This window comes from Brevundimonas sp. NIBR10 (assembly GCF_027912515.1).
Taxonomy (GTDB): domain Bacteria; phylum Pseudomonadota; class Alphaproteobacteria; order Caulobacterales; family Caulobacteraceae; genus Brevundimonas.
Genome location: NZ_CP115464.1, coordinates 3,216,119 through 3,238,977, shown reverse-complemented (window position 1 = coordinate 3,238,977; position 22,859 = coordinate 3,216,119). Strand labels below are relative to the sequence as shown.

The 22,859-nt window shown below is 67.1% G+C and carries 20 protein-coding genes and 2 pseudogenes; 19 read left to right on the top strand and 3 right to left on the bottom strand.

The features are described from left to right. The first annotated feature begins 15 nt into the window (after window positions 1–15). From O5K39_RS15885 to O5K39_RS15875, 3 genes are all read left to right on the top strand, one after another. On the top strand, window positions 16–276 hold the full coding sequence (locus tag O5K39_RS15885; protein WP_271144575.1) for a type II toxin-antitoxin system VapB family antitoxin: 261 nt from the start codon (window positions 16–18) through the stop codon (window positions 274–276). Then, window positions 273–662 carry a type II toxin-antitoxin system VapC family toxin gene (locus O5K39_RS15880; RefSeq protein WP_271144574.1) on the top strand — a complete coding sequence of 130 codons (390 nt, stop codon included), beginning with the start codon at window positions 273–275 and terminating at the stop codon, window positions 660–662. The genes O5K39_RS15885 and O5K39_RS15880 overlap by 4 nt, the downstream gene beginning before the upstream one ends. A 62-nt stretch (window positions 663–724) precedes the next feature. Continuing rightward, complete coding sequence (locus O5K39_RS15875; protein WP_271144573.1) at window positions 725–1,714, top strand: aldo/keto reductase; 990 nt, start codon at window positions 725–727, stop codon at window positions 1,712–1,714. Window positions 1,715–2,092: 378 nt separating this feature from the next. On the opposite strand, the gene ligA is transcribed toward O5K39_RS15875, so the two are convergent. Beyond that, the gene (gene ligA / locus O5K39_RS15870; protein ID WP_271144572.1) at window positions 2,093–4,408 is read right to left on the bottom strand and encodes an NAD-dependent DNA ligase LigA; all 2,316 of its coding nucleotides are present in this window, start codon (window positions 4,406–4,408) and stop codon (window positions 2,093–2,095) included. A 119-nt stretch (window positions 4,409–4,527) separates the two neighbouring features. On the opposite strand from ligA, the gene O5K39_RS15865 reads away from it, so the two are divergent. Together O5K39_RS15865 and O5K39_RS15860 are read left to right on the top strand one after the other, a co-directional pair. After that, entirely contained in the window at window positions 4,528–5,514 is a 987-nt protein-coding gene (locus O5K39_RS15865; protein WP_271144571.1) for a M20/M25/M40 family metallo-hydrolase, read from the top strand. Between the two features lie 92 nt (window positions 5,515–5,606). Then, window positions 5,607–6,236: an isoprenylcysteine carboxylmethyltransferase family protein gene (locus O5K39_RS15860; RefSeq protein WP_271144570.1), complete on the top strand. Its 630-nt coding sequence runs from the start codon at window positions 5,607–5,609 to the stop codon at window positions 6,234–6,236. 89 nt (window positions 6,237–6,325) lie between these two features. Here O5K39_RS15860 and O5K39_RS15855 read toward each other — a convergent pair. After that, a pseudogene (locus O5K39_RS15855) lies at window positions 6,326–6,772 on the bottom strand (peptidylprolyl isomerase); the annotation flags it as partial. Between O5K39_RS15855 and O5K39_RS15850 the strand changes: the two are divergent. Continuing rightward, a pseudogene (locus tag O5K39_RS15850) lies at window positions 6,687–7,472 on the top strand (RlmE family RNA methyltransferase). The pseudogenes O5K39_RS15855 and O5K39_RS15850 sit on opposite strands and share 86 nt — an antisense overlap. A gap of 63 nt (window positions 7,473–7,535) precedes the next feature. On the opposite strand, the gene O5K39_RS15845 reads toward O5K39_RS15850, so the two are convergent. Continuing rightward, window positions 7,536–8,078 carry a DUF2061 domain-containing protein gene (locus O5K39_RS15845; protein ID WP_271144569.1) on the bottom strand — a complete coding sequence of 181 codons (543 nt, stop codon included), beginning with the start codon at window positions 8,076–8,078 and terminating at the stop codon, window positions 7,536–7,538. Between the two features lie 145 nt (window positions 8,079–8,223). Between O5K39_RS15845 and guaB the strand changes: the two genes are divergently transcribed. The 13 genes from guaB (at window position 8,224) to O5K39_RS15780 (ending at window position 22,768) form a co-directional block, all read left to right on the top strand. Beyond that, window positions 8,224–9,684, top strand: a complete 1,461-nt coding sequence (gene guaB, locus O5K39_RS15840) for an IMP dehydrogenase (protein ID WP_271144568.1) — start codon at window positions 8,224–8,226, stop codon at window positions 9,682–9,684. A gap of 3 nt (window positions 9,685–9,687) precedes the next feature. Further along, the gene (locus O5K39_RS15835; protein ID WP_271144567.1) at window positions 9,688–10,089 is read left to right on the top strand and encodes an MAPEG family protein; all 402 of its coding nucleotides are present in this window, start codon (window positions 9,688–9,690) and stop codon (window positions 10,087–10,089) included. 8 nt (window positions 10,090–10,097) lie between these two features. Next, the gene (locus tag O5K39_RS15830) at window positions 10,098–11,516 is read left to right on the top strand and encodes an RsmB/NOP family class I SAM-dependent RNA methyltransferase (protein WP_271144566.1); all 1,419 of its coding nucleotides are present in this window, start codon (window positions 10,098–10,100) and stop codon (window positions 11,514–11,516) included. Then, entirely contained in the window at window positions 11,513–12,169 is a 657-nt protein-coding gene (locus tag O5K39_RS15825) for a 5'-methylthioadenosine/S-adenosylhomocysteine nucleosidase (RefSeq protein ID WP_271144565.1), read from the top strand. The genes O5K39_RS15830 and O5K39_RS15825 overlap by 4 nt, the downstream gene beginning before the upstream one ends. A gap of 11 nt (window positions 12,170–12,180) precedes the next feature. Further along, window positions 12,181–13,734, top strand: coding sequence for a glutamine-hydrolyzing GMP synthase (guaA, locus tag O5K39_RS15820; RefSeq protein WP_271144564.1), 1,554 nt, complete (start codon window positions 12,181–12,183; stop codon window positions 13,732–13,734). Window positions 13,735–13,984: 250 nt separating this feature from the next. Further along, window positions 13,985–14,068 (top strand): potassium-transporting ATPase subunit F, encoded by an 84-nt coding sequence (locus O5K39_RS15815; RefSeq protein WP_348637134.1) that lies wholly within the window; start codon window positions 13,985–13,987, stop codon window positions 14,066–14,068. 13 nt (window positions 14,069–14,081) lie between these two features. Continuing rightward, complete coding sequence (gene kdpA / locus O5K39_RS15810; protein WP_271144562.1) at window positions 14,082–15,788, top strand: potassium-transporting ATPase subunit KdpA; 1,707 nt, start codon at window positions 14,082–14,084, stop codon at window positions 15,786–15,788. A 30-nt stretch (window positions 15,789–15,818) separates the two neighbouring features. Further along, the gene (gene kdpB / locus O5K39_RS15805) at window positions 15,819–17,888 is read left to right on the top strand and encodes a potassium-transporting ATPase subunit KdpB (protein ID WP_271144561.1); all 2,070 of its coding nucleotides are present in this window, start codon (window positions 15,819–15,821) and stop codon (window positions 17,886–17,888) included. Between the two features lie 2 nt (window positions 17,889–17,890). Further along, window positions 17,891–18,061, top strand: a complete 171-nt coding sequence (locus O5K39_RS15800; protein ID WP_271144560.1) for a hypothetical protein — start codon at window positions 17,891–17,893, stop codon at window positions 18,059–18,061. 3 nt (window positions 18,062–18,064) lie between these two features. Then, window positions 18,065–18,814: a TorF family putative porin gene (locus O5K39_RS15795; RefSeq protein ID WP_271144559.1), complete on the top strand. Its 750-nt coding sequence runs from the start codon at window positions 18,065–18,067 to the stop codon at window positions 18,812–18,814. Between the two features lie 11 nt (window positions 18,815–18,825). After that, window positions 18,826–19,407 (top strand): potassium-transporting ATPase subunit KdpC, encoded by a 582-nt coding sequence (kdpC, locus tag O5K39_RS15790; RefSeq protein WP_271144558.1) that lies wholly within the window; start codon window positions 18,826–18,828, stop codon window positions 19,405–19,407. A 2-nt stretch (window positions 19,408–19,409) separates the two neighbouring features. Then, entirely contained in the window at window positions 19,410–22,079 is a 2,670-nt protein-coding gene (locus O5K39_RS15785; RefSeq protein WP_271144557.1) for a sensor histidine kinase KdpD, read from the top strand. Next, window positions 22,079–22,768: a response regulator gene (locus tag O5K39_RS15780; protein WP_271144556.1), complete on the top strand. Its 690-nt coding sequence runs from the start codon at window positions 22,079–22,081 to the stop codon at window positions 22,766–22,768. Before O5K39_RS15785 ends, O5K39_RS15780 begins: the two co-directional genes overlap by 1 nt. The last annotated feature ends 91 nt before the right edge of the window (window positions 22,769–22,859 follow it).

Genomic DNA, 22,859 nt, shown 5'->3' with positions numbered 1-22,859 from the left:
AGAAGCGGTTCTACCATGCTGAACATCAAGAACCCCGAGACCCACAGGCTGGCCAAGGAACTGGCGGCCCGACGCGGCGAAAGCCTGACGGGTGTAGTGACTTACGCCCTGCGCGAGCAGTTGGCGCGCGAGCCGGAGCCGGTAAAGAAGAAGGCGACGATGGAAGAGTTGTTGGCCCTCGTGGATGAAATTCGGAAAGCGGCACCCCCCGAGTTCTTCGAGACGGAAGACCCCACTGCGGAATTCTACGACCCCGAAACGGGCTTGCCGATTTGATCGTCGACACGTCCGCGCTGGTCGCGATTATCAATTCCGAGCCCGAAGCCGAGCGGTTCCTGTCCATCCTGATCCGCGAGCCAAGGGTACGCTTGTCGGCTGTGACCTATTTCGAGTTCGGCATGGTGGTCGACAACTGGCGGGACGAACCCACATCGTTGAAGGTTGATCGATTGTTGTCGGGGGTCGAAGCCGAGATCGTGGAGGTGGATGCCGATACAGCCCGGCTTGCCCGCGCCGCCTACAGGCGGTTCGGCAAGAAGAACCATCCGGCAAAGCTGAACTTCGGCGACTGCTTCGCCTACGCCCTCGCCAAACAGACCGGTGAGCCCCTGCTGTTCAAGGGTGATGACTTCGCACAGACGGATATCGTTTCGGCGGTCTGACCTTGCGGATCGACGGGGCGGTGCCGACCTTCAGGTTTCAGCTCAGCCTCAGGAGTACGCCCATGAAGACCCGTCGTCTCGGACCGAATGGTCCCGAAGTGTCTGCCATCGGCCTGGGCTGCATGGGAATGGCGTCCTTCTACGGGACCCCGTCGGACGAGGCGCAGGCGACGGCCGTGATTCACCGCGCTCTGGACCTGGGCATTACCCTGTTCGACACGGCCGAGATGTACGGCCCCCACACCAATGAAATCCAGGTCGGCAAGGCGCTGGCTGACCGACGCGACAGGGCCTTCGTCGCGACGAAATTCGGCATCGGTTACAACGCCGATCGCACGGCGCTGAAGGTGGACGGCTCGCCCGCCAACGCCCGCCGATCGATCGAAGGCAGCCTGACCCGCCTCGGCATGGATCATGTCGATCTCTACTATCTGCACCGCGTCGATGCCGACACGCCGATCGAGGAGACGGTCGGGGCGATGGCCGAGCTGGTCACCGAGGGCAAGGTCCGGTTCCTGGGCCTGTCGGAGGCCGCGCCCGACACCATCCGCCGGGCCCACGCCACCCATCCGATCACGGCGCTTCAGACCGAATACTCCCTGTGGAGCCGCGAGCCCGAGGGCGACATCCTGACGACGGTGCGTGAACTCGGTATCGGCTTCGTCCCCTACAGCCCGCTGGGCCGTGGCTTCCTGTCGGGTGAGATCCGGTCGATCGATGACCTGGAAGAGGGCGACTTCCGCCGTTCCAACCCCCGCTTCATGGGCGAGAATTTCCAGAAGAACCTCGACCTCGTCGAGGCGGTCAAGGCCATCGCCCACGACCGGGGCATCACGGCGGCGCAACTGGCCCTGGCGTGGGTGCTGGCGCAAGGTGACGACCTGGTCCCCATCCCGGGTACCCGGCGGATCGCGACGCTGGAGGACAATGCGGCGGCGGCAGACGTCGTCCTGACGCCCGAAGACCTGGCCGAGATCGAAGCGGTCTTCCCCCGCGATGCGGCATCGGGTCATCGCTATGCCGAGGCGGCGCGTTCAGCGCTTAACCGCTGAGGGGTGAGGGGGCTCCTACGCCCCTCAGGCCGTACCAACTCGACCGACGACCGCCTCATCAAATGTATAGGAATATAATCAGAGCGGCTACTTAAAACCGAGCCTTTCGGCCTCCACTTCGCCAGAGGGTCTTTGACAATGCGACGAGGCGAGCCATCAGGGCCGGCCGTCCCAATTTCACATAATCTGGAGCCGATGCAGATGGCCCGATCTGCTAACGCATTGATTTGTAGACGAACTGGATCGACTTGCATCAGCGCAATGTCACGTTCGTTTCTGTCACCGTGACATTTCCTGTTCCTTCCGGCCTCCGGACGCAGACCAGGCTTGATCGCTTTCGACGCAAATCCTGTCTCCATTCAAACGAGGGGACATGAATCAGGAAATGAGCGCCAGCCATTCGTCCTCGGTCAGCACGGCGACCCCGTGCTTCTGGGCATCGGCCAGTTTGGAGCCTGCGCCGGGGCCAGCGACGACATAGTCGGTCTTCTTCGACACCGACCCCGACACCTTGGCCCCCAGGCTTTCGGCGCGGGCCTTGGCCTCGTCGCGGGTGAAGCGTTCGAGCGAGCCGGTGAAGACCACGGTCTTGCCCGCAACCGGGCTGTCGGTCTTCGGCCGTTCGGCATCCACGATCAGAGCGAGTTCGGCGATCAGGGCATCGACGACCGCGCGGTTGTGAGCCTCGTGGAAGAAGTCGGCGATGGCGCGCGCCGCGACGGGGCCCACGCCGGCGATGCCGGCGATCTCGCCGAGCGTCATGGACGGGCCGTCCTCCCGGGCGATCCGTGCCAGCTCGCGGATGCCGGCCCAATCGCTTGCCAACGGGGCCAGGGCGCGCCGGGCCGGGGCGGCGATGCCGGGGAAGGCGAGGGCCAGCTTCTGGTCGATCGGGGCTTCCGGCCAGGGATCGGCAGGCGACAGTTCGGCAGCGGCCATGACGGACAGGGTGCGGGGTGAGACGCCGTGGCCCTCGGCCAGCAGGGTCCATTCGGGCGAGGGCAGGCCGGAGGCGGCGTCCAGTCCTGCCGCATGGAAGCTGGCCCAGTCGCCGAAATGCCGCGCCAGCAGCAGCGAGGTCTGATCCCCGATATCGCGGATACCCAAGGCGAAGATCAGCCGCTCCAGCGCGATGTTGCGCCGCGCGTCGATGCCCGCGATCAGGTTCCGTACGCTGGTCTCGCCATAGCCGTCCTCGGCGCGAAGCTGGTCCAGTTTTTCGGTGTCCCGGGCCAGGCGGAAGATGTCGGCGGGCTCGTTGATCCAGCCGCGATCATGGAAGGCGATCAACTGTTTCTCGCCGAGGCCCTCGATGTCGAAGGCGCGGCGGGAAACGAAATGCTTCAGGCGTTCGATCAATTGAGCATTGCAGATCAGGCCCCCGGTGCAGCGTCGGCGCACATCATCGCCCTCACGCACGGCCTCCGAGCCACAGACGGGGCAGTGGGTCGGGAAGACGTAAGGCGCGGCGTCGGTTGGGCGTTTCTCGAGCACCACGGAGACGATCTGGGGGATGACGTCGCCGGCGCGTTGCAGGACGACGGTGTCGCCGAGCCGTACGTCCTTCCTCGCGATCTCGTCCTCGTTGTGCAGGGTGGCGTTCCTGACCACGACGCCGCCGACGGTCACGGGGGCCAGGCGCGCTACGGGGGTCAGGGAGCCGGTGCGGCCGACCTGGATGTCGATCCCCTCCAGCACAGTGGTCGCCTGTTGCGCCGGGAATTTGTGGGCGATGGCCCAGCGGGGGCTGCGCGAGACGAAGCCGAGCCGCTCCTGCCAGTCCAGCCGATCCACCTTGTAGACCACCCCGTCGATGTCATAGCCGAGGCCGGCGCGGTCGGTCTCCAGACCGCGATAGATATCCATGAGACCCGCTGTGTCCTCGACCCGGACCGAGCGCGGATTGACCTTGAAGCCCCAGGATTTCAGCGCGTTCAGCGCCCCTTCCTGCGTCTCGGCGAAGGGCGCAGAAACCTGGCCCCAGGCGTAGGCGAAGAAGGCGAGGGGGCGGGCCGCCGTGACCGTCGGATCGATCTGGCGCAGCGACCCGGCGGCGAAGTTCCGGGGGTTGGCATAGGTCCGCGAGCCCGCCGCCTCGGCTGCGGCATTGAAGGCGGCGAAGGCGTCATTGGGGGCATAGACCTCGCCCCGCACCTCGATCAGGTCCGGCCAGCCGGTGCCGGACAGCCGATGCGGGATGTCGGAAATGGTCTTAAGATTGGCCGTTATATCCTCGCCGGCCCGGCCGTCGCCGCGCGTCGCCCCCTGGACCAGGACGCCCTTCTCATAGCGGATGTTGGCGGACAGACCGTCGATCTTGGGCTCTGCGACGAAGGCGACCGGATCTGCGGCGGGCAGTTTCAGGAAGCGCTGGATCCGGGCCACGAAGTCGGCGACGTCGCCCTCGTCGAAGGCGTTGTCGAGCGACAGCATGGGGACGCCGTGTCGGACTTCCGAGAACTGCGCGGACACAGGCGCGCCGACCTTCAGCGACGGCGAATCCTCGCGGACCATGGCCGGAAACCGCGTCTCGATGGCCAGGTTGCGGGCCTTGAGCGCATCGTATTCGGCGTCGGTGATCTCGGGTGCGGCTTCGGCATAGAGGGCGTCGGCCTCGGCCATGGCGGTCGCCAGACGGGCCAGTTCGTCGCGCGCCTGGGGCTCGGTCAGGTCTTCTACGGGTGTCTCGGCCATGGGAATCGCAAACGCTGGAGTCGGTCCTCGGTTTAGCATCGGAGCGGACCATGACACGATCTTAAGCTGACGCGGTCGCAGCGGCGGATTATGCATCCGGCCTGTATCCAGGAGTCGCCATGTCCCGCTCGAACACCGCCGCGATCGCGGGCCTCACCCTGGCGGCGCTGCTGGGACTGTCTGCCTGCGATACGGTCGGCCTTTTGCCGGAAGCGGCCCCGGCTCCGGCCGCCGCCGCCGCGCCGCCGCTACAGCCGGTCCCCGAGCAACTGCTGGCGGACGTTCGCATCCTTTCGGCCGATGACATGGAGGGGCGTGATACCGGCTCGCCCGGCGGTGAGCGGGCGCGGGCCTATATCGTGTCGCGGCTGGAGGCGATCGGGATCGCGGCCCCGCCCATGGGCCGGTTGCAGCCGTTCGCGGCCGAGGTCCCTACCCGGACGGGTCCGAAACGGTATGCGGGGACCAATATCCTCGGCCTCATCCCCGGGACGCGCGTGCCCGACCGCTATATCGTCATCAGCGCCCATTATGACCACGTCGGGACCCGGGACGGTCTGATCTACAACGGGGCGGACGACAATGCGTCGGGCGTAGCCACCATGCTGGAGATCGCCACCCGGCTGAAGGCCCAACCGCCCGAGCACAGCGTCATCATCGTGGCCTTCGACGGCGAGGAGCGCGGGCTGATCGGCGCCAAGCATTTCGTCCAGGCCCCGCCGGTGCCCCTGACCTCCATCGCCTTGAACCTGAATTTCGACATGACCGCCCGCGCCGAAGCTGACGGCCATCTCTGGGTCACCGGGACCTGGCAGCACCCGACGCTGCGTCCGATGCTGGAGTCAGTCACGGCGGTCGGCCCCGTCTCCCTGGCCTTCGGCAAGGACACGCCTCAGGATACGGGCGCGAACAACTGGGTCGAGGCGTCTGACCATGGTGCCTTCTTCAAGGCCGGTATCCCGTTCCTGTATCTGGGCGTCGACTACCACCCCGACTATCACCGGCCGTCCGACGATTTCGAGCGGATCACCCCGTCGGTGTTCGCCAGCGCGACCGAGGTGGCGGTATCGGCGTTCCGGGCGCTGGACCGGGCGATGGACCGCTGATCGCGGCCGATTTTCAGTCGCAAAGATAGCTCTTGCGTCAAGCTTGGCTTGGTCGTCATCGTCTCCACCCGATCAGGATTGACGAAACGACCATGACAACCGCGACCCCCGATACGTTCGACCTTCAGCGCATCCAGAAAATCCGCAAATGGGTGCTGGGCGTGGCCTTGCTGGCCGCGGTCGGCCTGGCGATGTTCAGCACGACCTGGTGGGGCGAGGGCGCGGTTCATAGCGGCGTGGAGGCGTTCGGTCTCGGTGCCATCGTCTTCAGCATCGTCGGCCGTGCCTGGTGCTCGCTCTACATCGGTGGGCGCAAGAAGGCCGAGATCGTGTCGACGGGGCCTTACTCCCTCAGCCGGAACCCGCTGTATGTGTTCAGCTATGCGGGCGCGTTCGGTGTCGGCGCCCAGACGGGAAGCCTGACCATCGCGGCCCTGTTCGTCGTCATCGCGGTGGTGGTGTTCCGCATGACCATCGCCAAGGAGGAGGCCTGGCTGTCGGCCGAGTTCGGCGAGACCTACAAATCATACATGGCACGGACACCGCGTTGCGGGCCGGACTTCTCGAAGTGGCGGGACGAGGACGAACTGAACATACGCCCCCGATTCTTCCTGACCACCCTGCGCGACGGGCTGGTCTTCCTGGCGGCGATCCCGGTGTTCGAGGGGATCGAGCTGGCGCAGCGTGCCGGGTGGTTGCCGATCCTGCTTCGGCTGCCCTGAACCGACGGGCGATGTGAAAAGGGCGACCCGTGAGGGCCGCCCCGGTTCACGTCAGTTGACGGTCGCCTTGATGATCTTGCCCGGGTTCCGGGCGGCTCGCCCTTTGGCAGGGCGTCGACATGGTCCATACCCTCGATCACTTCGCCCCAGACGGTGTACTGGCGATCCAGGAAGGTCGCGTCGTCCAGGCAGATGAAGAACTGCGAGTTGGCGGTGTCGGGCTGCGACGTGCGGGCCATCGAGCAGACGCCGCGCACGTGGCGCTCGGCCGAGAACTCGGCCTTCAGGTTGGGCTTCTTGGAGCCCGAGGTGCCGGTGCCGGTCGGGTCGCCGCCCTGGGCCATGAAGCCGGCGATGACGCGGTGGAAGACCACGCCGTCATAGAAGCCTTCGCCGGCCAGTTCGGTGATGCGGGCCACGTGGCCGGGTGCCAGGTCGGGCCGCAGCTTGATGACAACGTCGCCGGTGTCGAGGGTGAGGGTCAGGGTCTGGTCGGCCAACGGCGCGCTCCTTTTGTCGATTGTGGCGGGGGTCATAGCCCGTGACGTCGCCTACGGCTATGTGGGAAGCATGACTGACGACGAAAAGCCCCCCGTGACGGATTCAGAGCCCGCCCGGCGCAAGATGGTACGCCCGCCCAGCGGCGGGACCGCCGCCGGCCGCGGCATGGGCACCCAGATGAAGACGGCCGACAAGAAGTCGATGTCCTCGATCCAGTGGATCAAGCGCCAGCTGGCCGATCCCTGGTCCGAGAAGGCCCGCGCCGAGGGCTATCGCAGCCGCGCCGCCTTTAAATTCTCGGAGATCGACGACCGGTTCCGGCTGGTCAAGAAGGGCTGTCGCGTCATCGACCTAGGGGCCGCGCCGGGCGGCTGGGTCCAGGTCTGCGTCAATCGAGGTGCGGCCAATGTGGTCGGTGTGGACCTGTTGCCGATCGAGCCTATTCCGGGCTCGATCCTGATCCAGGCCGATTTCACCGATCCTGGCGTGGACCAACAGTTGCTGGACGCGTTGGGGGGCAGCCCGACCTGGTGCTGTCCGACATGGCCCACAACACGGTCGGCCATCGCCAGACGGATCACCTGAAGATCATCGCCCTGATCGAAATCGCCTCGGACTTCGCCATCCGCACGCTGAAGCCCGGCGGGCATTTCGTGACCAAGAATTTCCAGGGCGGCGATGCGGGCCGCGTCCTGGCCGAACTGCGCGAGGCCTTCCATGAGGTCAAATACGTGAAACCGGCCGCGAGCCGGAAAGGGTCGTCGGAGGTCTATCTGGTGGCGCTGAACCGGCGGTAGATCAGGCGATTACATACGCGCGCGCCGCCTTGCGCGCCTCTAGCCGGGCCCAGATCCGGTCGTGCAGGGTGAAGAAGACGGTCTGGACGAGGGGTTCGACGAGGCCGATCGCTAGGGCCAGACGCCAGTTCTGGGTCAGGGCCATCGCCACACTGACGGCGACGACGAAATGCATGACGCCGTAGGTCACGGTCTTCAACGCGACCTGTTTCAGGGAGCGAGGCAGGCCGTGCGAATGGCCATGGGGGCCGTGCAGCCGCGACTGTTCGTTCCGGTCCATCACGTCGAGGCGTGCGGAGACGGCCTCGGCACCTTCTTCGGCCATCGACAGACGCGCCCGCCGTTCGATCCGGTGCCAGATCCGATCGTGTATCGTATAGGCAAACGTCTGGAAGATCGGCTCGACGACACCGACGGCCAGGGCCATTCTCCAATCGCGCGTGATCGCGAATGCCACAAGGACCGCCACGATCAGGTGCATGACGCCGTAGCTCGCGACCTTGAGCGCGAGCCGGCGGATAGACTGGGCGATCATCTGGACCATGACTGGCAAATGAGAATGGGTCGCATGTGTTGCAAGGCGTGCGTCGATCTTTCGACGATGGCCTTCTTCAGTCCGGGCCCGGCGCTGCGGAGGTTGACTTCGCAACCGCGAAAGAGGATAGGCGGCCCGCAAAACGGAGACTCCCATGGAGATTCGCGAAGGCCTTACCTTCGACGATGTTTTGCTCGAACCCGGCCCGTCCGAGACACTGCCCGCAGATGCGGATGTGTCCACACGGCTGACGCGCGACATCCGGCTGAACATCCCGCTGACCTCGTCGGCGATGGACACAGTGACCGAAAGCCGGCTGGCGATCGCCATGGCCCAGGCCGGCGGTCTGGGCATCATCCACCGCAACATGAGCGCCGAACAGCAGGCCGATCAGGTCCGCGAGGTCAAACGCTACGAAAGCGGCATGGTCATCAACCCGGTGACCATCTCGCCGGACACGACTCTGGGCGAGGTCTGGGACATCGTCGCCCGGCGCAAATTCAGCGGCTTTCCGGTGGTCGATCCGCAGACCGGGCGTCTGGTCGGCATCCTGACCAACCGCGACATGCGGTTCGACACCGACCGGAACCGTCGGGCGTCTGAGCTGATGACGACCGGCGATCTTATCACTGTGCGTGAAGGCGCCGGGCGGGACGAGGCGAGGGCGCTGCTTCGCGACAAGAAGATCGAACGGGTCATCGTTGTCGACGAGGACTATCGCGCCACCGGCCTGATCACGATGAAGGACATCGAGAAGGCCCAGGCCCACCCGCACGCCGCCAAGGACGAGCAGGGACGTCTGCTGGTCGGCGCGGCTTCCACGGTCGGCGACGCGGGCTATGAGCGGGCCATGGCGCTCGCGGACGCCGGTTGCGACGTGGTCGTCATCGACACCGCCCACGGTCATTCGGTCCAGGTGGCGCGGGTCGTCGAGCGGATCAAGCGCGAGAACAACCGGCTCCAGATCATCGCCGGAAACGTGGCCACATACGACGCCACGCGCGCCCTGATCGACGCCGGTGCCGATGCAGTGAAGGTCGGGATCGGGCCGGGCAGCATCTGCACCACCCGCATCGTCGCCGGCGTCGGCGTGCCGCAACTGACCGCCATCATCGACTCGGTGCGGGCGGCCAAGGATTCCGGCGTTCCGGTCATCGCCGACGGCGGGATCAAATACTCGGGCGACCTGGCCAAGGCGATCGCGGCGGGTGCCTCGGTCGCCATGATGGGCTCGATGTTCGCGGGCACGGACGAGAGCCCCGGCGAGGTGTTCCTGTACCAGGGTCGGTCCTACAAGAGCTATCGCGGCATGGGCTCGGTCGGGGCGATGGGCGCGGGTTCCGCCGATCGCTACTTCCAGAAGGAAGTGGAGGACACCCAGAAGCTGGTGCCCGAGGGCATCGAGGGCCAGACCCCCTACAAGGGACCGATCGCGCCGGTGCTGCACCAGATGATCGGGGGCCTGCGCGCCGCCATGGGCTATGTCGGCGCGCCCGATATCGCCGAGTTCCAGGCGCGGGCGAAGTTCGTGCGCATCACGGGGGCGGGCCTTCGCGAAAGCCATGTCCACGACGTGATGATCACCCGCGAAGCGCCGAACTATCGGCAGGGATAGACGATGTTCAACATGACGCCCGAACTGACCTATGCCGCCCTGACCATTCTGCTGGCGGTGGTGCAGATATTCCTGCCCGCGACAGGTCGGACGCTGCAGCATGGGCCGAAGTGGAATGCCGGGCCGCGCGATGAAGACGTGCCGGCGTCGAATGTCGTCACAGGGCGGCTGGAACGCGCCCAGGCCAACCTCTACGAGACGCTGCCGCTGTTCCTCGGGGCGGTCCTGATCGCCCATGTCTCGGGCGAGGACGGATTTCTGACGTACTGGGGCGCTACGCTCTATTTCTGGGCTCGCGTGCTCTATGTCCCGTTGTACGCCTTCGGCGTTACGGGCTTGCGCAGCCTGGTCTTCCTCGTATCGCTCGCCGGTCTGTTGATGATCGTCGCCGCCCTTTTCCTTTGAAAGCCTAAGTGACCCCAGCCGCTCGTCTCGCCGCCGCCGCCTCCGTCCTGGATTCCATCGCCCAGGGCCGCCAACCGGCCGAGGCCGTGCTCAAGGCCTGGGGAACTGCCAATCGCTATGCGGGGTCCAAGGACCGCCGGGCCATCGCCGATCAGGTCTACAAGGTGCTGCGCGCGCGGGGCCGACTGGTCTGGGCCATGGGGGGGCGCGAGGACGGGCGGGCCCTCGTCATCGGCGCTCTTAGCTTGATCGACGGGTTGACAATCGAGGAGATCGAGGCGCTGCATTCCGGTGATGGATACGGCCCCAAGCCCCTGTCCAAGCAGGAGCGGTCGCGCATCAGCCTGACCGGGGACGAGGTGCCCGGCTGGATCGCGGCGGGCCTGCCCGAGTTCGTCATGGAGGACTTCAAGTCCAGCTTCGGCGACCGATGGGCCGAAGAGGCCGCCGGGCTGATGCTGCCGCGCGCGCCGATCGACCTGCGGGTCAATGCAGCCAAGGCGACGGTGGCCGAGGTCGAGGCGGAACTGCGCGAGGCGGGGCTGAACCCGGCGCGCACGCCCTGGTCGGCCTGGGGCCTGCGCCTGTCGGCCGAGCCGCCGCCGAACGTCCAGGCGCTGGCGGCCTTCAAGGACGGTCGGATCGAAATTCAGGACGAGGGCAGCCAGATCGTCTGCGCCCTGGCCGTAGCTCAGCCCGGGATGACCGTCGTGGATTATTGCGCCGGGGGCGGGGGCAAGACCCTGGGCCTCGCCATGGGCATGGCAGGGGAGGGCAGTGACCGCCGCCCGGTCGAGCCTGCCGAGCCCGAAAAGGTCTGGACGCCGACCGGCTGGGTCGAAGCGCCGAAGGGATCGCGCGCGACGCCGACGCCGGTCGGGATCGATGGGCGGTTGATCGCCTGTGACGTGGTGCAGAAGCGGCTCGACAACATCAAGCCCCGGCTGCAACGCGCGGGCGTGTCGGCGGAACTGCTGCAACTCGGGCCCAATGGCGGCGGGGTCGAGGACCTCGTGGAACAGGCCGACGTGGTGTTCGTCGATGCCCCCTGCACCGGCACGGGCACTTGGCGGCGCAAACCCGAGGACGCCTGGCGGTTGAAGCCCGAAGACGTCGCCCGGATGCACACCCTCCAGATGGCGATCGTCGCGCGGGCGGCCAAGCTGGTGAAACCGGGCGGACGGCTGGTCTATGTGACCTGTTCGATGCTGAGGCAGGAGAACGAGGCGACCATGGATGCCTTCGAGGAGGACCATCCCGGGTTCGCGCCGGTGCCGATGGCTGAGGCGGTCGGGTCGCCGCACTTGACCGACGGGGGTCGCAACCGGCTGGTCGAACTGGCCGAGGGCGGGCACCGGCTGCGGCTCTCGCCGGCGACGACGGGCACCGACGGCTTCTTCACCGCCGTTTATGAGCGGCGGGCGTGAGCGGCGCGGCGTTTGAACTGAAGGCCTTCGGGCCCATCTCCGCGCTGTGCGTGATGGCGGCCGAGGCGGAATACGGCCCAGCGCTCCGTGCACGGATCAAACCGCTGATCACCGGCGTAGGACCCGTCGAGGCGGCAGTCGAAACGACGGCGGCCCTCGCCGAACTTGCCCGCACGGACACCCTGCCGGACCTGGTGATCTCGCTGGGATCGGCCGGTTCGCAGACCCTGGATCATGGTCGCATCTACTGGATCGACGAGGTGGCCTATCGCGACATGGATGCGACCGTGCTCGGTTTTGCGCCCGGCGTGACGCCGTTCCTGGACCTGCCCGCCAGCCTGACCTTGGCCAGCGGGCCGCAGGGCCAGCCCTACGCGCGGCTGGCGACCGGGGGCAGCGTGGTCTCTGGCGAGGCCTATGACGCTATCGATGCCGACATGGTGGACATGGAGACCTATGCCGTGGTCCGCGCCGCCGCCCGGTTCGGCCTGCCCGTGATCGGCCTGCGCGGCGTGTCGGACGGCAAGGCCGATCTGACCGGGCTGTCCGACTGGACCGACACCCTGCATGTGATCGACGAAGGTCTCGCCGAGGCGCTGGACCTGCTGGAACACGAACTTACCCGGCTGACCGCCGAGCCCACCGACGCCTGACTGGAGCCCCCATGACCGATCACCAGAAGGTTCTCATCGTCGATTTTGGCAGCCAGGTGACGCAGCTGATCGCGCGGCGTCTGCGCGAGGCGAGCGTCTATTGCGAGATTCATCCTTATGCGAAGGCGGAGGTCGCGCTGGCGGCGATGACGCCGGCAGCGATCATCCTGTCGGGTGGTCCGGAGAGCGTGCACGAAGAGGGCAGCCCACGCGCGCCCCAGGCCGTGTTCGAGGCCGGGGTGCCCGTGCTGGGCATCTGCTACGGCGAGATGACGATGTGCGAACAGTTGGGCGGCAAGGTCGAGGGCGGCCACACCCGCGAGTTCGGCCGCGCGGAGATCACCGTCGCCAAATCCTCCCCACTGCTGGCCGGTCTGGCCGATGTCGGCGAGGACGAGACCGTCTGGATGAGCCACGGCGACAAGATCGTCGCCATCCCCGAGGGCTTCGACGTCGTCGCCACCTCGGCCGGCAGTCCCTACGCCGTCATCGCCGATGAGACCCGCCGGTTCTACGGCGTCCAGTTCCACCCCGAGGTGATGCACACCCCGCGCGGCGCGACGATGCTCAAGAACTTCACCCACGGCATCGCCGGGCTGAAGGGCGACTGGACGATGGCTGCCTATCGCGACGAGAAGATCGCCCAGATCCGCGAACAGGTCGGGTCGGCCAAAGTCATTTGCGGCCTGTCCGGCGGGGTCGATTCATCGGTGGCGGCGGTGCTGATCCATGAGGCCATCGGCGACCAGTTGACCTGCGTGTTCGTCGACACCGGCCTGCTGCGCAAGGACGAGGCGAAACAGGTCACGACCCTGTTCCGCGAGCACTACAACATCCCCCTCATCCACGTTGATGCGTCGAAGGAATTTCTCGGCGAACTGGCGGGCCAGTCGGACCCCGAGACCAAGCGCAAGACCATCGGCCGGGTCTTCATCGAGATCTTCGACCGCGAGGCCAACAAGATCGAGGGCGCCGAGTTCCTGGCCCAGGGCACCCTCTATCCCGACGTGATCGAGAGCGTGTCCTCTTCGAGTGGCAAGGCCCACGTCATCAAGAGCCACCACAACGTGGGCGGCCTGCCCGACTATATGAAGCTGAAGCTGGTCGAGCCGTTGCGCGAGCTGTTCAAGGATGAAGTTAGGGCTCTGGGCCGCGAGCTGGGCCTGACCGATGCCTTCGTCGGCCGCCACCCGTTCCCCGGACCAGGCCTGGCCATCCGCATACCGGGCGAGATCACGCCCGAAGCCGTCGAGACCCTGCAACAGGCCGACGCCATCTACCTCGACGAAATCCGCAAGGCCGGTCTCTACGACAGCATCTGGCAGGCCTTCGCCGTGCTGTTGCCGGTCAAGACCGTCGGGGTCATGGGCGACGCCCGGACCTATGAGAAGGTCCTGGCCCTGCGCGCCGTGTCATCCACCGACGGCATGACCGCGGACTTCTTCGAGTTTCCATGGGACGTCCTCGGCAAATGCGCGACTCGGATTGTCAACGAGGTCCGAGGCGTGAACCGCGTGGTCTATGACGTAACGTCCAAGCCGCCCGGCACGATCGAGTGGGAATAGGCGACCCGGCACGGTAACTGCCGCAAGCGCGACGGACCGCATCGTTCGGTGACGCCCACCGGGTCGTCGATTTTATGCGGGCGTTATGCGCCGCGCCCAGACTCGCATGGCCCCGTTATGTGGGTTCATGGTCCACCGACCTCCTGATTTTCCGGAGGCGCCACATGGCCGATCTTTTGTTTCTGGCGCTGGGCGGCGGGGCGTTCGTCGTCTTTGCCGTGCTCGCCGCAGCGTTAAAGAGGGTGTGACGATGATCGCCATCCTCTGGGGTGTCGGCGCAGTCGTCGTCGCCGTCTACATGATCGCGGCGCTCGTGCGCCCCGAGCGGTTCTGAAGGAGCCGCCGCCATGACCTTGCAAGGCTGGGGCGAGATCGCCCTCACACTGTCTCTTTCCGTCCTGATCGGCTGGCCGATCGGGATCTATCTGTCGCGCGTCTGGAACGGCGAGCGCACCTGGCTCGACCCCGTCCTGAAGCCCGTCGAAGGCGTCTTCTACAGGTGCGCCGGCGTCGATCCGAACCGCAGCCAGGGCTGGACCGGCTATGCCGCCGCCCTGATCGCCTTCAACGCGGCGGGCTTCTTCCTTCTGTTCGCCATCCTGAGGCTTCAGGCCTTCCTGCCGCTGAACCCCCAAGGGTTCGCGGGGCTCTCGCCGCACCTGGCCTTCAACACCGCCGTCAGCTTCGTGACCAACACCAACTGGCAGTCCTATGGTGGTGAAAGCACCACCTCGACCTTCAGCCAGATGGTCGGCTTCACGACCCAGAACTTTCTGTCCGCCGCCACCGGCGCGACCATCGCCGCCGCCCTGGCCCGAGCCTTTGTGGCCAGCCGGGGTGAGGGGGTCGGCAATTTCTGGGCCGACGTGACCCGGACGACCCTCTATCTGCTGCTGCCCCTTTCGATCGTTCTGGCGCTGGTTCTGGCCGGCCTCGGCGTGGTGCAGAGCCTGGCGGCGTCGGCGACGGCGACCGGTCTGGAAGGCGGGTCGCAGACCCTTTCCCTGTTCCCGGCCGCCAGCCAGGAGGCCATCAAGCAGTTGGGCATCAACGGCGGGGGCGTGTTCAACGCCAACTCGGCCCATCCGTTCGAGAACCCCTCGCCCCTCACCAACCTCATCGAGGCGGTCGCGATCAACGTGCTCGGCTGGGCCGCCTTCTTCGCCTTTGGCCGCTGCGTCCTGGCCAAGAAGGACGTTCGCGCCCTGGTCGCCGCCGGCTTCATCCTGCTCAGCGTCTGCACGGCCGGCATCTATGTCGCCGAAAGCCAGCCCGCCCCGGCCCTCGTCGCCGCCGGGATCGAGAAACCGGTCAACCTGGAAGGCAAGGAGACCCGCTTCGGCCTGCCGTCCTCGGTCGCCTGGGCCGGTCCGACCACCGGCGCGTCGAACGGATCGGTCAACTCCATGCACGGCTCCTATATGCCGCTGTCGGGCGGGCTGATGATGTTCCTGATGCAGCTGGGCGAGATCCTGCCCGGCGGGATCGGGTCGGGGATCGCGATCATGGTCGTCATGGCCATGCTGGCGGTGTTCGTCGCCGGTCTGATGGTCGGTCGCACCCCCGAATACCTCGGCAAGAAGATCGAGGCGCGCGAGATCCAGTACGCCATGATCGCGGTCCTGGTCCTGCCCCTGGCCATCCTGGGCTTCACCGCCATCGCCGCCGTCTTCCCGACCGCCATGGAGGGGCTGCTGAACCACGGACCGCACGGCCTGTCGGAGATGCTGTACGCCTACACCTCGGCGGCGGCGAACAACGGCTCGGCGTTCGCCGGTCTGACCGCCAACGCCCCCTGGTGGAACACCACGCTCGGCATCGGGATGCTGCTCGGCCGGTTCGTGCCCGCCGTGGCGGTCCTGGCCATCGCCGGCAGCCTGGTCGTCAAGCCCAAGCTGGCCCCCTCGACCGGCACACTGCCGACCGACAGCGCCCAGTTCATCGGCCTGCTGATCGGCGTCATCCTCATCCTGGGCGGGTTGCAGTTCTTCCCGGCCCTCGCCCTCGGACCCATCGTCGAGCATTTCCAGATGCTCGCCGGCGCGGCCCAGTGATCCGCTTTGTGATCCCTTCGGACACCTGAAATGACATTCGCCAACCCTGAAGCCACCCCGCCCGTCGCTACCTCGGCTCCCTCGCTGGGCGGCGGCCTGACCGGCGCCATGCTGGGCCGCGCGCTCGGCGACGCCTTCGTCAAGCTGAACCCCCGTCACCTGCTCAAGAACCCGGTCATCTTCACGACCTGGATCGTGGCCCTGCTGTCGACCGTGTCGGCGGCCGGGGCCATCGCCTCGGGCCAGTCGGCGGGCTTCGCCATCCAGCTGGCCATCTGGCTCTGGGCCACGGTCCTGTTCGCCAATGTCGCCGAAAGCGTCGCCGAAGGGCGGGGCAAGGCGGCGGCCGACAGCCTTCGCGCCACCCGCGTCACGACCAAGGCCAAGCTGATCGTCGATCCCAAGACCGGCACGGTCGTCCCGACCCCGGCGGGCGAGCTTCAGGTCGGCCAGATCGTCCTGGTCGAGGCGGGCGACGTCATCCCCTCGGACGGCGAGATCATCGAGGGTGTCGCCTCGGTCAACGAGGCCGCCATCACCGGCGAGAGCGCCCCCGTGATCCGCGAGTCGGGCGGCGACCGTTCGGCCGTTACCGGCGGCACTACCGTGGTCTCCGACTGGATCAAGGTGCGCATCACCTCGGCTCCCGGCTCGACCTTCCTCGACCGCATGATCGCCATGGTCGAGGGCGCGAACCGTCGCAAGACGCCGAACGAACTGGCCCTGAGCGTGCTGCTGGCCGGCCTGACGCTGGTGTTCCTGATCGCCGTCGTGACCCTGCTGGGCCTGGGCGCCTATTCGGGGGTGGAACTGGATCCGATCGTGCTGGGTGCCCTGTTCATCACCCTGATCCCCACGACCATCGGGGGACTGCTGTCCGCCGTCGGCATCGCCGGCATGGACCGGTTGCTGAAAGTGAACGTCCTGGCCACCTCGGGCCGTGCGGTGGAGGCGGCAGGCGACGTCGACACCCTGCTGCTCGACAAGACCGGCACCATCACCTTCGGCAACCGCATGGCCACCGAGGTCATCCCCGTCTCTGGCGTCCGTCCCGAGGTCGCCCTGCGCGCCGCCGTCACCGCCTCCCTGGCCGATGAGACGCCCGAAGGCCGCTCGATCGTCGAACTGGGCCGCAACGCCGGGATCATGGTGGAGCAGCCTGCGGGTTCGACCGCCATCGCGTTCACGGCCACCACCCGCCAGTCTGGTCTGGATGTGGGCAAGGACAGCTGGCGCAAGGGCGCGGTCGATGCAGTGCTGAAGTCCCTGGGTGCCGAAACCACGGCACCGGCTGAGTTCACGGCCGCCGTGGACCGTATCGCCCGCTCCGGCGGTACGCCTCTGGCCGTCACCGAGAACGGCCGCCTCGTGGGCGTCATCCACCTGAAGGACGTGGTCAAGCCAGGCGTCAAGGCGCGCTTCGCCGAGCTTCGCACCATGGGCCTGCGCACCGTGATGATCACCGGTGACAACCCGGTCACGGCGGCCGCTATCGCCTCGGAGGCCGGGGTCGACGACTATCTCGCCGAGGCGACGCCCGAGGACAAGATGCGCCTCATCAAGGCCGAACAGGCCAAGGGGCGTCTGGTCGCCATGTGCGGCGACGGCGCCAACGACGCCCCGGCCCTTGCGCAAGCCGACGTCGGCGTGGCCATGCAGACCGGCGCCCAGGCCGCACGCGAAGCCGGCAACATGGTCGATCTCGACAGCGACCCCACCAAGGTCATCGAGATCGTCGAGGTCGGGAAACAACTGCTCATCACCCGCGGTGCTCTGACCACCTTCTCGATCGCCAACGACGTGGCCAAGTATTTCGCCATCATCCCTGCGATGTTCGTGGTCGCGCTGCCGGCGCTCGGCGCGCTGAATGTGATGCAACTCGGAAGCCCCGAGAGCGCCATTCTGTCCGCGGTGATCTTCAATGCCCTGGTCATCGTGGCCCTGATCCCGCTGGCCCTGCGCGGCGTCAAATATCGCGCCATCGGGGCGGGGGCGCTGCTGAGCCGAAACCTGCTGATCTATGGTCTCGGCGGACTTATCGCGCCCTTCGTCGGCATCAAGGCCATCGACCTGGTCATCACCGGCCTGGGTCTGGCGTGAGCATGGCCGTCATGTCCCGCAAGTCCCAGTTCAAGGCCTCCGGCAAGAACGACGTCTGGTTCGCCGTCTTCTTCATCGCCACCATCGCCATCGTCGGTCTGCTGGCCCAGGCCCGCGACACCCACGCCCCCGGTCGACCCGAACCGGTCCCGGCTTCTGCTCTCAAGGAATAGTTCATGCGTCTCTCCCTCCGTCCCGCCGTCCTGGCCCTGATCGCCGCCTCGACCGCCATCGCCCTGCCGGCCGTGGCCCAGGACACCGGTCCCCAGTGGTCCTTCAACGTCGCGGCCGCTTCTGATTACGTCTTCCGCGGCGTCAGCCAGACCGAGGAAGACCCGGCCATCTCCGGCGGCGTCGACGTCACCGTCGGATCCTTCTACGCCGGAACCTGGGCCTCCAACGTGGCCTTTCCCGGAGACGGCGACACCAATGCCGAGATCGACCTCTATGGCGGCATTCGTCCCGAGGTCGCCGGCTGGAACCTCGACCTCGGCGTGGTGGGCTATCTCTACACCAGCCAACCAAACGCCGACCTCGGCGTGGTGGGCTATCTCTACACCAGCCAACCAAACGGCGCCGACTATGACTACGTCGAGCTGAAGGCCGCCGCGTCGCGCGCCGTCGGTCCGGCCACGGTCGGGGCCGCCGTCTACTACTCCCCCGACTTCTTCGGGGCCGCCGAGGACGAGGCCACCTATGTCGAGGCCAATGCCGCGATCAGCACCGCCGACAGGTGGACGATCTCGGGTGCCGTAGGTCGTCAGTTCGTCTCGTCGGCCTTCGACTACACGACGTGGAACCTGGGGGTCGCCTATCAGCTGACGTCCAACCTGGCGGTCGACGTCCGCTATCACGACACCGACGAACACGACTTCGGCGACATCTACGGCAGCCGCGCCGTGGCCTCGCTGAAGGCCACCTTCTAGGAGCGACCACGATGGTCAACCAAATCCGCCCCGCCCTCGTGATGATCGCCCTCTTCACCCTGCTGCTGGGGCTGGCCTATCCGCTGGCGATCACCGGCGCGGCCCAGCTGGCCTTCCCCAGCCAGGCCGACGGCAGTCTGGTGCGCGGACCGGACGGCACCGTTCAGGGCTCATCCCTGATCGGCCAGCCCTTCGCCGAGGCGCGCTATCTGCACCCCCGTCCGTCTGCGGCCGGCGACGGCTATAACGCGGCCGGGTCGTCGGGCTCCAACCTCGGCCCGCTGAACCCCGACCTGATCGAACGGGTCAAGACCGACGCCGTCGCCCTGCGCGCCGAAGCCCCCGGTCAGGCCATCCCCGCCGATGCGGTGACGACGTCCGCTTCGGGGCTCGACCCGGACATTTCTCCGGCCTATGCCGCTCTCCAGGCCCCGCGCGTCGCGGCGGCCCGGGGTCTGACGACGGCACAGGTGCAGGGCGTGATCGACCGCAATACCAAGGGCCCTCTGCTCGGCTTCATCGGCCAGCCCAGCGTCAACGTCCTGATGACCAACCGCGCGCTCGACGCCCTGGCGCAGCCTCCGGCAGCCTGATTTTGGCAGACCCCGACACGCCCGACGCACCCCGGCCGGCTCCGCGAAAGCGGGGCCGGCTGAAGGTTTTCCTGGGCATGTCCCCGGGCGTCGGCAAGACCTACGAGATGCTGCGCGCTGCCCGTCGGCGTCAGGCCGAGACCGGCGACGTCCTGGTCGGGGTCGTCGAGACCCATGGCCGCAAGGAGACCGAGAGCCTTCTGCGCGGGCTCGATGTGCTGGCCCGCAATCCGATCGACTACAAGGGCCGGGCCCTGATGGAGTTCGACATCGACGGGGCGATCGCGCGTCGGCCCGGCCTGCTGCTGGTCGATGAGTACGCCCATTCCAACGTCCCCGGCTCGCGCCATCCCAAACGCTGGCAGGACGTTGAGGAGATCCTGAAAGCCGGGATCGACGTCTGGACCACGCTGAACGTCCAGCATCTGGAGAGCCTGTCCGACGTCGTGCTGCGCATCACGGGTGCTCGCCAGCGCGAGACGGTTCCTGACAGCGCCCTGTCCAAGGCGGACGACATCGAGGTCGTGGACATCACGCCCGATGAGCTGCGCAAGCGGCTGGAGGATGGCAAGGTCTATGTGCCCGAAACGGCGCGGTTGGCCTCGGAGAATTTCTTCAAGGTCGAGAACCTGACGGCGCTGCGCGAACTGGCGCTGCGGCGGGCGGCCCAGACCGTCGATGACCAGTTGCTCGTCCATCTGCGGGAAAAGGGCGTGCCGGGGCCCTGGGCCGCGGGCGCTCGCATTCTGGTCCTGATCGGCGGGGACGGCATGGCGGCTTCGCTGGTCCGTGCCGGTCGGCGCCTCTCGGACATGATGATGGACGCCCCCTGGACCGTCGCGACGGTCGATCAGGGTACGATCACGGGCGAGCGGGCCGCTCGCCTCAGCGAGGCCCTGAAGCTGGCCGAGCAACTGGGCGCGCGGACCATCACCCTCAGTGGTGACGACGTCGTCCGGGCAGTGATGGACTATGTCGGGCGCAACCACGTCACCCAGATCGTGATCGGCAAAGGCCGGACCAGCCGCCTGCGAGACCTGATCGGCCGGTCCCTGGCGGCAGAACTGCTGCGATCGGCCAGTGGCGTCGCCATCCATATCATCACCGACGAGAAGGATGCTGCTGCGGCCCCGACGACGCGACCGGTTCGCGTGCCGGTGCGATGGTTCGGCTATGCCGTCGGCCTCGGGTTCGTGGCGCTGGCAACCCTCACGGCCTACAGCCTCGACGCGGCCTTCGAGCGGGTCGATCTGGGGGTCATCTATCTGGCCGCCGTGGTCGCGGCCGGTGCCCTGTACGGGCTCAGACCTGCGCTGACCGCCGCGACAGCGGCCTTCCTGATCTACAACTTCCTGTTTCTCCAGCCGCGATACAGCTTCATCATCGGGTCGCCGACGGATGTCCTGACCCTGGTGGTGTTCTGGGGCGTCGCCCTGCTGACCGGCGCGCTCGCAGGGCGGGTCCGGGAACAGGCCAAGCGGACGCAGAGACGGGCCGTCGCGGTCTCGGCGCTTCTGGGGGCCAGCCAGGCGCTCGCGGGGGCGGACGGCCGAGCGGCGACGGCGCGCGTGCTGGCTGAACAGGCCTCCCATGCCGCCGGGGCCAAGGCGGTCGTCCTGTTGCCGCAGGGAGATGACCTCGTGATCGCGGCCGGGGCACCCGACACTCCGGACCTGGGGGCATCCGCCATGGCCTCCGCGCGGTGGGCCTGGGAGCACGGGGAGGCCGCCGGTCATGGGACGGGGACGCTTCCGCAGGCGAGTTGGACGTTCTGGCCACTGCAGGGGATTCAAGGGCGCTCCGGTGTGGCGGGGATCGAGGCTGCCGCCCTCGCGTCAGGGTCCGACGAGGAACGCCTGACCCTGGCCCTTCTGGACCAGGGCGCCGTCGCCATCGAGCGCGCCGACCTCGCCGGTCAGGCGGTCGAGACCGAGACCCTTCGGCGCGCCGACCGGTTCCGCACGGCCTTGATGAACTCGGTCAGCCACGATCTGAGGACGCCGCTGTCGACCGTGCTGGGCTCTGCGACGACCCTGATCGACTACGGTGAGGGTTTGACGCCGGCGGTGCGGGCCGACCTCCTGCTCAGCATCCGTGAAGAGGCCGAGCGGTTGAACCGTTATGTCGGCGACCTGCTGGACATGACCCGGCTGGAGGGCGGGGCGCTCAAGGTGCGGGCCGAATGGACCGATGCGCGCGATATTCTCAATGCGGCGGCCGAGCGGGTGTCCAGACGTCTCGAGAACCGCAGGATGACCCGGGACTTCCCTGCGGACCTGTCGCTCGTCAGGGTCGACGAAGGACTTCTCGAACAGGCCCTGGTCAATGTGCTGGAGAATGCCATCGCCTATAGTCCCGACGGATCGACCATCGAGATCGCCGCCTACGAGGATCGCAACGCCGTTGTGATCAGCGTAGAGGACGAGGGGATGGGTATCCCGACCGCAGAGCTTGAAAGGGTCTTCGACAAGTTCCGGCGGATGGAAGAATCGAGCGACCGGTCCAAGGGCGTCGGCCTGGGCCTGGCCATCGCCAAGGGCTTCGTGGAGGCCATGAACGGCCGGATCGCGGCGGCCAGCCCGATCCATGAGGGGGACAATGGGGTGACGTCGGGGACGCGTATCCTGATCAGCCTTCCCAAGGCCATCGCCACCCATCGCGAGCTGCTGTGATGTCGGCCGTCCGCCCGCAGATCCTGGTCATCGATGATGAACCCCAGATCCACCGCTTCCTGACACCGGCGCTCGACGCTGCCGGCTATGACGCGAAGCGCGCGGACAATGGACAGGAGGGCCTGCGGGGGATCGCTCTGTGGAACCCGGACGCGGTCGTTCTCGATCTCGGCCTGCCAGACATGGACGGCAAGGAGGTGCTCAGGCGGGCGCGGGAATTCTATGCCGGGCCGATCATCATCCTGTCGGCCAGGGACCGCGAGGCCGAGAAGATCGCGGCGCTGGACCTCGGGGCCAACGACTATGTCGAGAAACCGTTCGGGGTCGGGGAGCTGCTGGCCCGGCTGCGGGCGGGCCTGCGTCAGGGTGCGTTGCGGCCTGCGGCGACGGGCGTCGTCACGGCCGGTCAGGTCACCATCGATCTGGATCGTCGTCTGGTCATGAAGGGCGAGGAGCGGCTCAAGCTTCGGCCCAAGGAGTATGACGTCCTGGCCTATCTGGCGCGGAGCGTGGGCAAGGTGGTGAGCCACACCGACCTGCTGACCGCGGTCTGGGGGGCCGCCCATGCCGACGACATCCAGTACCTGCGCGTCGTCATCGGCCAATTGCGGCACAAGATCGAACCCGATCCGGCGGTGCCCACGATCGTCCTGACCGAGGCCGGGATCGGCTATCGGTTCGAGGGGTAGTTTCACGCTTGGTGTCCGTGGGTGGTGAAGGTCTTTGTTCGACCGGTCATCGGCGCTATATCCGGCCACGGTATGTTTGGCGGGCTCCGTC

What these genes read in the sequence shown, in the direction of transcription:
- O5K39_RS15780 (WP_271144556.1), top strand. Translation starts at nt 22,079, where the DNA reads ATGTCGGCCGTCCGCCCGCAGATCCTGGTCATCGATGATGAACCCCAG.
- O5K39_RS15885 (WP_271144575.1), top strand. Translation starts at nt 16, where the DNA reads ATGCTGAACATCAAGAACCCCGAGACCCACAGGCTGGCCAAGGAACTG.
- ligA (WP_271144572.1), bottom strand. Translation starts at nt 4,408, where the DNA reads ATGGCCGAGACACCCGTAGAAGACCTGACCGAGCCCCAGGCGCGCGAC.
- O5K39_RS15875 (WP_271144573.1), top strand. Translation starts at nt 725, where the DNA reads ATGAAGACCCGTCGTCTCGGACCGAATGGTCCCGAAGTGTCTGCCATC.
- kdpA (WP_271144562.1), top strand. Translation starts at nt 14,082, where the DNA reads ATGACCTTGCAAGGCTGGGGCGAGATCGCCCTCACACTGTCTCTTTCC.
- kdpB (WP_271144561.1), top strand. Translation starts at nt 15,819, where the DNA reads ATGACATTCGCCAACCCTGAAGCCACCCCGCCCGTCGCTACCTCGGCT.
- O5K39_RS15860 (WP_271144570.1), top strand. Translation starts at nt 5,607, where the DNA reads ATGACAACCGCGACCCCCGATACGTTCGACCTTCAGCGCATCCAGAAA.
- O5K39_RS15815 (WP_348637134.1), top strand. Translation starts at nt 13,985, where the DNA reads ATGATCGCCATCCTCTGGGGTGTCGGCGCAGTCGTCGTCGCCGTCTAC.
- O5K39_RS15865 (WP_271144571.1), top strand. Translation starts at nt 4,528, where the DNA reads ATGTCCCGCTCGAACACCGCCGCGATCGCGGGCCTCACCCTGGCGGCG.
- O5K39_RS15795 (WP_271144559.1), top strand. Translation starts at nt 18,065, where the DNA reads ATGCGTCTCTCCCTCCGTCCCGCCGTCCTGGCCCTGATCGCCGCCTCG.
- O5K39_RS15800 (WP_271144560.1), top strand. Translation starts at nt 17,891, where the DNA reads ATGGCCGTCATGTCCCGCAAGTCCCAGTTCAAGGCCTCCGGCAAGAAC.
- guaA (WP_271144564.1), top strand. Translation starts at nt 12,181, where the DNA reads ATGACCGATCACCAGAAGGTTCTCATCGTCGATTTTGGCAGCCAGGTG.
- guaB (WP_271144568.1), top strand. Translation starts at nt 8,224, where the DNA reads ATGGAGATTCGCGAAGGCCTTACCTTCGACGATGTTTTGCTCGAACCC.
- kdpC (WP_271144558.1), top strand. Translation starts at nt 18,826, where the DNA reads ATGGTCAACCAAATCCGCCCCGCCCTCGTGATGATCGCCCTCTTCACC.
- O5K39_RS15845 (WP_271144569.1), bottom strand. Translation starts at nt 8,078, where the DNA reads ATGGTCCAGATGATCGCCCAGTCTATCCGCCGGCTCGCGCTCAAGGTC.
- O5K39_RS15835 (WP_271144567.1), top strand. Translation starts at nt 9,688, where the DNA reads ATGTTCAACATGACGCCCGAACTGACCTATGCCGCCCTGACCATTCTG.